10 protein-coding genes are annotated in these 8,513 nt (G+C 37.1%); 7 read left to right on the forward strand and 3 right to left on the reverse strand.

From position 1 onward, the window contains the following. Positions 1 to 118: 118 nt before the first annotated feature. Together NYG85_RS07310 and NYG85_RS07315 are read right to left on the reverse strand one after the other, a co-directional pair. A complete protein-coding gene (locus NYG85_RS07310) occupies positions 119 to 250 on the reverse strand; it encodes a hypothetical protein (protein WP_284937829.1) in 132 nt (43 codons plus the stop codon). A gap of 7 nt (positions 251 to 257) precedes the next feature. After that, positions 258 to 863, reverse strand: a complete 606-nt coding sequence (locus NYG85_RS07315) for an MBL fold metallo-hydrolase (protein ID WP_284937830.1) — start codon at positions 861 to 863, stop codon at positions 258 to 260. A gap of 118 nt (positions 864 to 981) precedes the next feature. Between NYG85_RS07315 and NYG85_RS07320 the strand changes: the two genes are divergently transcribed. From NYG85_RS07320 to NYG85_RS07350, 7 genes are all read left to right on the forward strand, one after another. After that, a complete protein-coding gene (locus NYG85_RS07320) occupies positions 982 to 1,767 on the forward strand; it encodes an NAD+ synthase (protein ID WP_284937831.1) in 786 nt (261 codons plus the stop codon). After that, positions 1,745 to 2,875: a DegT/DnrJ/EryC1/StrS family aminotransferase gene (locus NYG85_RS07325; RefSeq protein WP_284937832.1), complete on the forward strand. Its 1,131-nt coding sequence runs from the start codon at positions 1,745 to 1,747 to the stop codon at positions 2,873 to 2,875. Before NYG85_RS07320 ends, NYG85_RS07325 begins: the two co-directional genes overlap by 23 nt. Beyond that, entirely contained in the window at positions 2,868 to 3,779 is a 912-nt protein-coding gene (locus NYG85_RS07330; protein WP_284937833.1) for a tetraacyldisaccharide 4'-kinase, read from the forward strand. Before NYG85_RS07325 ends, NYG85_RS07330 begins: the two co-directional genes overlap by 8 nt. Before the next feature lie 26 nt (positions 3,780 to 3,805). Next, positions 3,806 to 4,651, forward strand: coding sequence for an acetylglutamate kinase (gene argB, locus NYG85_RS07335; RefSeq protein ID WP_284937834.1), 846 nt, complete (start codon positions 3,806 to 3,808; stop codon positions 4,649 to 4,651). A 10-nt stretch (positions 4,652 to 4,661) separates the two neighbouring features. After that, positions 4,662 to 6,122 carry a threonine synthase gene (gene thrC / locus NYG85_RS07340; RefSeq protein ID WP_284937835.1) on the forward strand — a complete coding sequence of 487 codons (1,461 nt, stop codon included), beginning with the start codon at positions 4,662 to 4,664 and terminating at the stop codon, positions 6,120 to 6,122. Beyond that, positions 6,119 to 6,829 carry a 3-deoxy-manno-octulosonate cytidylyltransferase gene (kdsB, locus tag NYG85_RS07345; protein WP_284937836.1) on the forward strand — a complete coding sequence of 237 codons (711 nt, stop codon included), beginning with the start codon at positions 6,119 to 6,121 and terminating at the stop codon, positions 6,827 to 6,829. Before thrC ends, kdsB begins: the two co-directional genes overlap by 4 nt. Positions 6,830 to 6,926: 97 nt before the next feature. Next, a complete protein-coding gene (locus NYG85_RS07350) occupies positions 6,927 to 7,289 on the forward strand; it encodes a nitrous oxide-stimulated promoter family protein (protein WP_284937837.1) in 363 nt (120 codons plus the stop codon). A gap of 28 nt (positions 7,290 to 7,317) precedes the next feature. Here NYG85_RS07350 and NYG85_RS07355 read toward each other — a convergent pair whose 3' ends face one another. Continuing rightward, the gene (locus NYG85_RS07355) at positions 7,318 to 8,310 is read right to left on the reverse strand and encodes a DUF697 domain-containing protein (RefSeq protein ID WP_284937838.1); all 993 of its coding nucleotides are present in this window, start codon (positions 8,308 to 8,310) and stop codon (positions 7,318 to 7,320) included. Between the last annotated feature and the right edge of the window lie 203 nt (positions 8,311 to 8,513).

The following is an 8,513-nucleotide window of genomic DNA, read 5'->3' on the forward strand; positions in this document are numbered from 1 at the left end:
AAAAAAACACATTAGCCATTTTAAATCACACTTTTTATAAAAGCGACTACACTTAATAAAAAGCCTTTATGATAATTGTTTGTATTGAGCGACTTGGTGGCTAGGTTTTTCTATTTACCTAAGTGTCGCCGTTTGCTATGTAGATATGTCCGCTTATCACACCATTTTTGTTATTTGCTAAATTTAGAAGCAACAGCTTGTTATCCGTGATAGCAGACTTTATAAAAAGCAAATTTAACGTGCAAAACACGCCAAATTTAATGAATGCTTGATTTTATATAAGAAACATAGGAGAGAAAATTACCCCTTTCAGCCTTTAAAGTCGTGCTAGGGCCGTGTCCGGGATAAATTTTATAATCGCCACTAATTCGCTCACACTTAAAAATGCTTGAAATCATATCGTTTGCGTCCGAAAACTCAAAATCCCACCTGCCAATGCTACCCTTAAACAAGAAATCCCCACTAAACATAACATCTCTAAACTCAACCATACAGCACCCCGGCGTATGCCCAGCAAAGTGGTTAAACCGAAAATCCACGCCACTTACATTTATCTTGCCCTCATCTACGGCAAAATCAGTCTCAAACAGCTCATATCCATAAATATCGCTTTGATGAGCCACCATAAAAACATCATCTTTATGCATATAAACTGGCAGTTTAAACTCTCTTTTTAAAATTCCAACATCAAAAATATGGTCAAAATGTCCGTGTGTGATTAAAATCGCTTGTGGATTTGTTACATTTCGTAACACCCACTCATAAGCACCATCGCCCGGGTCAATGATAAAATCCTTATCATTGACCTTTAAAATATAACAATTCGTTTGGTAGCTACCAAAGGCGTTTGAGATGATTTGCATAAAAATTCCCTGTTTAAAAATGCGTGATTTTAACCCATTATTTTTTAAAACAAACTTTAATAATTAAATTAGTATAATTTCGTAGCTAAAAAATTTTTTAAGGTGTCAAACTAATATTATGCAAAATCGTAACTATGAAAATTTAAAAAACGAACTCGTTAGCTTTTTAAAATTTCATCTAAATAAGACTGGATTAGCCTGTTTTACGCTAGGTGTGAGTGGCGGACTTGACTCTGCTGTGGTCGCTACATTAGCAAATTTTAGCCAGATAAAAACTCACGCACTAATAATGCCTACAAAATTTTCAAACCCAAAAAACGTAGATGACGCCATAAATTTATGCAAAAAGCTAAATTTTGAGTATCAAATCATAAACATTCAGCCCATACTTGATACTTTTTGTAACACTTTGGGCGAAAATTTAACGCCACTAAGGCTAGGCAATCTCTCGGCTAGAATTAGAATGTCTTTGCTTTATGATAATTCAGCAAGGCTAAACGCCCTAGTTTTAGGCACGAGCAACAAAAGCGAGCTAATGCTTGGATATGGCACGATTTATGGCGATATGGCGTGTGGAGTTAATCCAATTGGCGAAATTTTTAAAAGCGATTTGTTTGAGTTTGCTAAATTTTTAGGCGTTGATGATGAGATAATAAACAAAGCTCCAAGCGCGGATTTATGGGTAAATCAAAGCGATGAAGCCGACCTTGGATACAGCTATAAAACGCTTGATAAGGTGCTAAAATTTATAGATAAAAACGGAGTAAATTTTAAAAAATTAAGCCAAAATTTTAGTGATTTAGAGCTAGTAAAAAGCGTTTTAAACAGAGTTAAAAAGAATAAATTTAAACGAGAATTACCAAAAATAGCAAGGGGAGTAAATGCAAGAGATTTTATTTTATAAACCGACAATTGACGAGAGAGAGTTAGAGCTGATTAAACGTGCAATTAGCGAGCAAAATACGACAATAATTGAGGAATTTGAGGATAAATTACGCAAGTATTTTAACGCAAAATTTGCAGTTACAACTATCAACAACGCTGCGACTCATCACCTAGCACTAAGTGCTATGGATGTAAAAAGGGGCGATAAATTTATCTGCTCGGTAAATGCCTTTCCAAGCATAGCTCAGGCGATTCGCCACTTTGACGCTGAGCCGATTTTTGTTGATATTGATGAGGACGATTTTACGATAAGTCCAAAGGCCCTGCTTGAATGTTTAGAGAAAAACAACCACAAAAAATTAAAGGGCGTTTTTGTAAATCACGTGGCTGGACAAAGTGCGATGATGGATGAGATAAACGAGATCGCTAAGCACTACAATATCGCTGTTTTAGATGACGCAAACAGAGCTGTGGGGCTAACCTACAAAGGCGAAAAACTCGGTGCAAACCGCTCACTTTTAACCTGCTTTCAAATCCACTCGCAAACGATAAATCCGACCGCTGCGGCTGGTTTTATGATCACAAACGATGAAAATATCGCAAAAAAGGCTGAGTTGTTACGAAACTACGCACTAGTTAGCAAACTAGATAAAAGTGGCAATATGGACTACATTTACGATGTTGTAGATATCGGCTTAAAATACGATATCACAACGATAAACGCAGCCTTTGCACTCGGTCAGTTTGAAAAGCATTTAGATTTCATTAAAAGACGCCAAGAGATAGCAGAAATTTACGACAACGAGCTAAAAGACTGCCCACACATCAGCACACCAGTAAAAAAACGCGAGCATATTTACAATCAATACATAATTAAAGTGGATAAAAACCGCGATGGCTTTGCAAAAGAGCTACTTGAAAACGGCATTCACACCTCGCTTCACTACGTGCCAATCCACCTTTTGACCTATTATAGAAACAAATACGACCTAAAAGTAAATGCCTATCCAAACGCACTTAAAAACTATCAGCAAATTTTATCACTGCCGATTTATAGTGCCTTAAAAGATGATGAGATAGCCTACATTTGCCAAAAGATCAAAGAGATCGCAAAATCACGTGTTTAAGGGGCTTCACGCTTGGGCTGAAAGGTATTTTTACAGCCCAAATTTTTACCAAAAATCACTGGCTTTAATGCTCTATCCGCTTAGCTTAATCTATAAATTTATCGTGATTTTAAAGCAAAAAATGGCACGAGAGATTGATTTTAAAATCCCAGTAATTAGCGTTGGTAATCTAACTCTTGGTGGCAGCGGTAAAACCCCGCTTTGTATCGCTATTTTAAGCGAATTTAAGAGTGGATTTGTCGTGCTTCGTGGATACAAACGCCACTCAAAAGGGCTAGTAAAAGTCGCCATAAACGGCGAAATTTTAGTAAATGTAAAGACAAGTGGCGATGAGGCTATGGAGTATGCTAAAAGTGTGCCAAACGCCAACGTAATCGTGAGCGAAGATAGAAAAATCGCCATAGAAATGGCAAAAAAAATGGGTGCAAAATATATCTTGCTTGATGACGGCTTTGGTAAGTTTGATATTAAAAAATTTAACATTCTAATCCGCCCAAAAAACGAGCCGTTTTTTAAATTTAGCCTGCCAGCTGGGGCGTATCGCTATCCGTTTAGCTTTTATAAACTAGCCGATTTTACCACACAAGATGAGATAACTCACTTTAAAAGCACAGAAATTTTAAATAAAACTGAAAAAATGGTATTAGTTACAGCCATTGCAAATCCAAGCCGTTTAAACACATTTTTAACAGATTGTATCGGACACGTTTTTTACCCAGACCATTACGAGTTTAAAAGAGATGAATTAGTTAAAATTTTAGCTGATTTTAAGGCTACTTCGCTTCTAATGACACAAAAAGACTACGTAAAAGTCGCTGATTTTGGCATAAATGTATCAATCATCAAGCTAAAAACGACTTTAAGCCCCGAATTTAAACAAATCATAAACTCAAAAATTTTATAATCGTAAAAAATTAGTAAAGGATTATCTTGCAAAACGCACTAAAAACAGCCGAGATTATCAGCTCTGCCCTGCCATACATACAAAAATTTCGCGATAAAATTTTTGTCATAAAATATGGCGGTTCAGCACAGCTTGATGAGGAGCTAAAACAGAAATTCATAAGAGATATCTCACTGCTTCATATCGTAGGCATTAAAATCGTTTTAATCCACGGCGGCGGCAAAAAAATCAACTCATATCTTGACAGGCTTGATATTAAAAGTGAGTTTATAAATGGGCTAAGATTTACCAGCAAAGAGGCTATGGAGGTCGTTGAAATGGTGCTTAGCGGTAACATAAACAAAGAGATAACAGCCCTTTTAAACCAAAACGGCACGAGAGCCGTTGGCATTAGTGGTAAGGACGCAAACCTGCTTAAAGCCACGCCACTTGATAGCGGCAAATACGGCTTTGTCGGCGAAATCACAGATGTAAATGCAAAGTTAATACTTGATTTACTAGATGATAGTTTTGTCCCAGTTATCGCCCCAATCGCCGTTGATGATGAGCTAAACAGCTACAACATAAACGCCGATTTGTGTGCCAGTAAAGTCGCAACAGCCCTAAACGCCGAGCGCGTGATATTTTTAACAGATACCAAAGGAATTTTAAACAAACAGGGCGAACTTATTAGCAAATTAAACAAAACCAAAATAGATGAGCTAAAAAACGATGAAACGATAAGTGGTGGCATGATCCCAAAGGTAGATGCAGCCGCTTGGTGCTGTCAAAACGGCGTAAAATCAGCCCACATAATTGACGGCAGACTGCCCCACTCGCTACTTTTGGAGTTTTTTACCGATGATGGCATAGGCACGATGATAAAATTTTAAAGGATAGAAAATGAAATTAGTTCAAACACGAGCGACACAAAACGAAGAGCTAAAAAAGGTAAAGCTAAGCGAAGCGCTTTTAAGCCCGACAAGCCCACACGGCGGACTTTATGCACCGCGTAAATTCCCACTCATCTCACGCCCTTATTGGCACGAGCTTGGCGGATTAAAATACGCAGATTTCGCCCTAAAAATCATCAAACTTTTTGACTTTGATGTCAAAAATAGCCTGTTTAAAAAGGCGATAGCAAGATATGAGAGCTTTGATAATCCAAAAAAACCTGCCCAGCTTAAAAAGCTCAAAAAAAATCTCTACATAAATGAGCTTTATCACGGGCCAACACGCGCCTTTAAAGATATGGCACTTCAACCATTTGGCGAAATTCTAAGCGGTTTGGCACAAGAAAGGGGTGAAAACTACCTGATAATGTGTGCAACAAGTGGCGACACTGGTCCAGCCACGCTTAAAACCTTTGCGGACGCAAAAAACATAAAAGCTGTCTGCCTCTATCCAGAAAACGGCACGAGCGAGGTTCAAAGGTTACAAATGGTAACAATGCAGGGGCAAAATTTAAAGACAATCGGCATAAAAGGCGACTTTGATGACGCACAAAATGCACTAAAAACCCTACTTTCAAGCGATGAATTTAAGGGCGAGTTAAAGGCTAGAAATTTAAGCCTAAGTGCAGCAAATTCGGTAAATTTCGGTCGTATTTTATTTCAGATAATCTACCACGCCTACGCTTATGCAAGGCTACTAAATAAAGGCGTGATAAATGACCTAACTAGCATTGATATCATCGTGCCAAGTGGGAATTTTGGTAACGCACTTGGTGCATATTACGCTAAAAAAATGGGTGCAAACATTGATTTAATCAAAATCGTTTCAAATGAAAACAATATTTTAACTGAATTTTTTAACACCGGAATTTACGATTTAACCAACAAAAAGCTTGTAAAAACGATAAGTCCGGCTATGGATATTTTAATTAGCTCAAACGTTGAAAGACTGCTTTTTGATAAATTTGGAGCAGTTAGGACAAACGAACTTATGCAAGATTTAAAAGAGAAAAAGTGTTACCAAATTACACAAGATGAGTTAAAAGAGCTTAAAAAAGATTTCATTGCCGATTTTTGCACCGACAAAGAGTGTGAAAAAACCATAAAAAAATGGGCAAAAAAGGGCGTAGCGATTGACCCACACACTGCTACTTGCTTTAAAATGGTGGATAAAGACCGCCTAAATATCATCACCTCAACAGCCCAGTGGGTAAAATTTACACCAAGTATGCTAAAAGCGTGCGATATTGAGTATAAAAACGAGCAAGAAGGGCTTTTAAAATTTGCAAAAATACTAGATGAGAATGTTACAAAAAGTATCACTTCGCTATTTGATGCGCCAGTGCTTCATCCTGATATTTGCGAAATTTCTCAAATAAAAGAAAAAATCATTGAGTGGATAAAAAAATGATAATAATCCCTGCAAGGCTTGGTTCAACGCGCTTTAAAGACAAAATTTTATGCGATATTTTTGGTTTGCCTATGTTTGTTGCTACGGCTAAACGTGTGAGTGTTTGTGATGATGTTGTCGTGGCTGTTGATGATGAGAAAGTATTACAAATAGCAACATCTCACGGCATAAAAGCTGTAATGACAAGTCAAAATCATCAAAGTGGCACAGATAGAATAAATGAAGCTACAAAAATTTTAGGGCTAAATGAAAATGAGATAATAATCAATGTCCAAGCCGATGAGCCATTTATTGAGCCTTTAAACATTACAAATTTCAAGGAATTTTGCAAAAATAGACAAGATGAAGCCTTTATGTTTTCGTGCTACAAAATGGCAGATGAAAATTTAGTAGATGATACAAATTTAGTTAAGGTTGTTACAGATTGTAACGACTTTGCCTTATATTTTTCACGCTCACGTTTGCCATTTAATAGAGCAGAATTTCACGATTACAAGGCACATTTAGGCATTTATGGTTACAGCGTTAAGAGCTTAAATGAGTTTTGTATGTTACCATACTCTACACTTGAAAACACAGAGAAATTAGAGCAACTTAGAGCCTTAGAAAATGGCAAAAAAATCGCAATGCTAAAAATCAAAAGCGATAGTATCGGCATTGACAGCAAGGCAGATTTAGACAGGGCGTTAGCGCGTTTTAGGGCTTAATTTAGGGCGTTGGCTAGATTTATTATTTAGCCACGCTTTTTATTTATTCTTGATTTATCTCAAAATTTTAGACTTAAAAACCTGCTAAAATCACAAAATGACAAGAGAGAAATTTATAAACGAAGTAACAACCCTAACCAAATTCATTCAGACCTTTTGCGATGACAAACACGGCGATTTATCAAGGCAAGAGAGCGAAATTTTGCTTGATTTTAAAGGCGAAAATGGTGTAACAAGTGCTAAATTTTGCCTTTGTGATGAGTGTAAAATCACGCTTTTTTACGCATTAGCAAGGCTTAGCGAGTGTCCGCACGAGATAAAGCCAAGGTGTAGAAAATGCCCAAACCCTTGCTACGAAAAAGAAATGTATAAAAAAATGGCAAAAATAATGGTGCATAGTGGCGTAAAACTAGGACTTAGCAAGCTAAAAAAGAGTCTGCTAGGCTACCTAAAAAGATAGCCTAGCTGGTTTAAAGCGTAAATTTAGCCTATTTTACCCTATCTGTAAGCGCTTTGATTATATCTGGTGTCAGCCCAGAAAGGTCAAAGCCTCCGCTTAGGATTAAGTCAAAGTTATCTTCTAAATACGCTAAATAGGCATTACCCATTAGTTTTGTTGCACCCACTGCCATTGTGCCATTTATCACGCCACCAGCGATAGAGCCAATGCCCGGGATAAATTTTACAAGATTACCCACGATAGCCCTAGCAGCTATGCCAGCAGCCACGCCAGTAAAGGCGACCACCACCTTTTTTATATCATCTGCGTTAAAATTAAGCCCATACTCTTTTGAAATATGCGTTATCATCGCAAGTTGCGTTGGCAAAATCAACGCAATATCTGAAAATGGTATCGGCGTGGCTGTCACAGCACCAGCGGCGGCTGAATAGTAGTTGATTATTTCTAGCGCGTTCTTTCTTCTTATCTCCTTATTATATTTTTGCTTCCTTGCAAAAGCTGATTTTAACGCACCTTCAAGCTTATCGTATGTTTTTTCTATTAGATCATTTATGCCTTTTAATGGTATTTCATTGCCATCATCATCTTCACTTTCTATGGCGATAGTTCGCTCTAAATGTTCATCATTTACGTTAAAATATCTCTTTACAATATCAGAAAATTTTTCGCCAGTTTGTGGGTCTTTATCTTGATTTGCCTTTGTGATGACTATCATCGTTGTGTAGTCGCCATCTTTTAAAAATTTATAAAGCTCCTTTTCGCTTTGCTCAACCCTTCTGCTTGGCTCTTGAATACAAAGCCAAACGATATGAATTTGCTCATCTTGTGGCTTTTTAGCGCGTTCGGTTATGAAATTTTTAACTTCGCCGATTGTCGCTTCATAATCCTTTCTTTCAATGCCCTTTGTGTCATAAATGTAAAAATTCTCATTTACCTTTATCTCTCTAATCTCTTGTGTAACTGGCTCACCGCTGCCGACCTTTGCCACCTCTTTGCCAAAAACAGCAAAGTATATTTGCAAAAAATGCGGTTACAGCGAGGTCGTGCTACCCACAAGTGATATGGCAGAATATAAAATTTTAGGCGGTATTTTTGGCAATTGCCCTAAATGTGGAGGTAATGAATTTGAAAACAAAAGGGCTAGTCGTTTTGATATAGCGATTACATTATTTTTTCAAAATTTTAGGTTTTAAAAAAAATTAAAAGATGTGATTTGAAAAAATT

It is taken from the genome of Campylobacter gastrosuis (assembly GCF_030249845.1).
Taxonomy (GTDB): Bacteria; Campylobacterota; Campylobacteria; order Campylobacterales; family Campylobacteraceae; genus Campylobacter_A; species Campylobacter_A gastrosuis.

Bases quoted from the DNA above. Each gene is read 5' to 3' on its own strand.
- NYG85_RS07315 (WP_284937830.1), bottom strand. From the start codon at position 863: ATGCAAATCATCTCAAACGCCTTTGGTAGCTACCAAACGAATTGTTAT.
- NYG85_RS07325 (WP_284937832.1), top strand. From the start codon at position 1,745: ATGCAAGAGATTTTATTTTATAAACCGACAATTGACGAGAGAGAGTTA.
- kdsB (WP_284937836.1), top strand. From the start codon at position 6,119: ATGATAATAATCCCTGCAAGGCTTGGTTCAACGCGCTTTAAAGACAAA.
- NYG85_RS07350 (WP_284937837.1), top strand. From the start codon at position 6,927: ATGACAAGAGAGAAATTTATAAACGAAGTAACAACCCTAACCAAATTC.
- NYG85_RS07320 (WP_284937831.1), top strand. From the start codon at position 982: ATGCAAAATCGTAACTATGAAAATTTAAAAAACGAACTCGTTAGCTTT.
- thrC (WP_284937835.1), top strand. From the start codon at position 4,662: ATGAAATTAGTTCAAACACGAGCGACACAAAACGAAGAGCTAAAAAAG.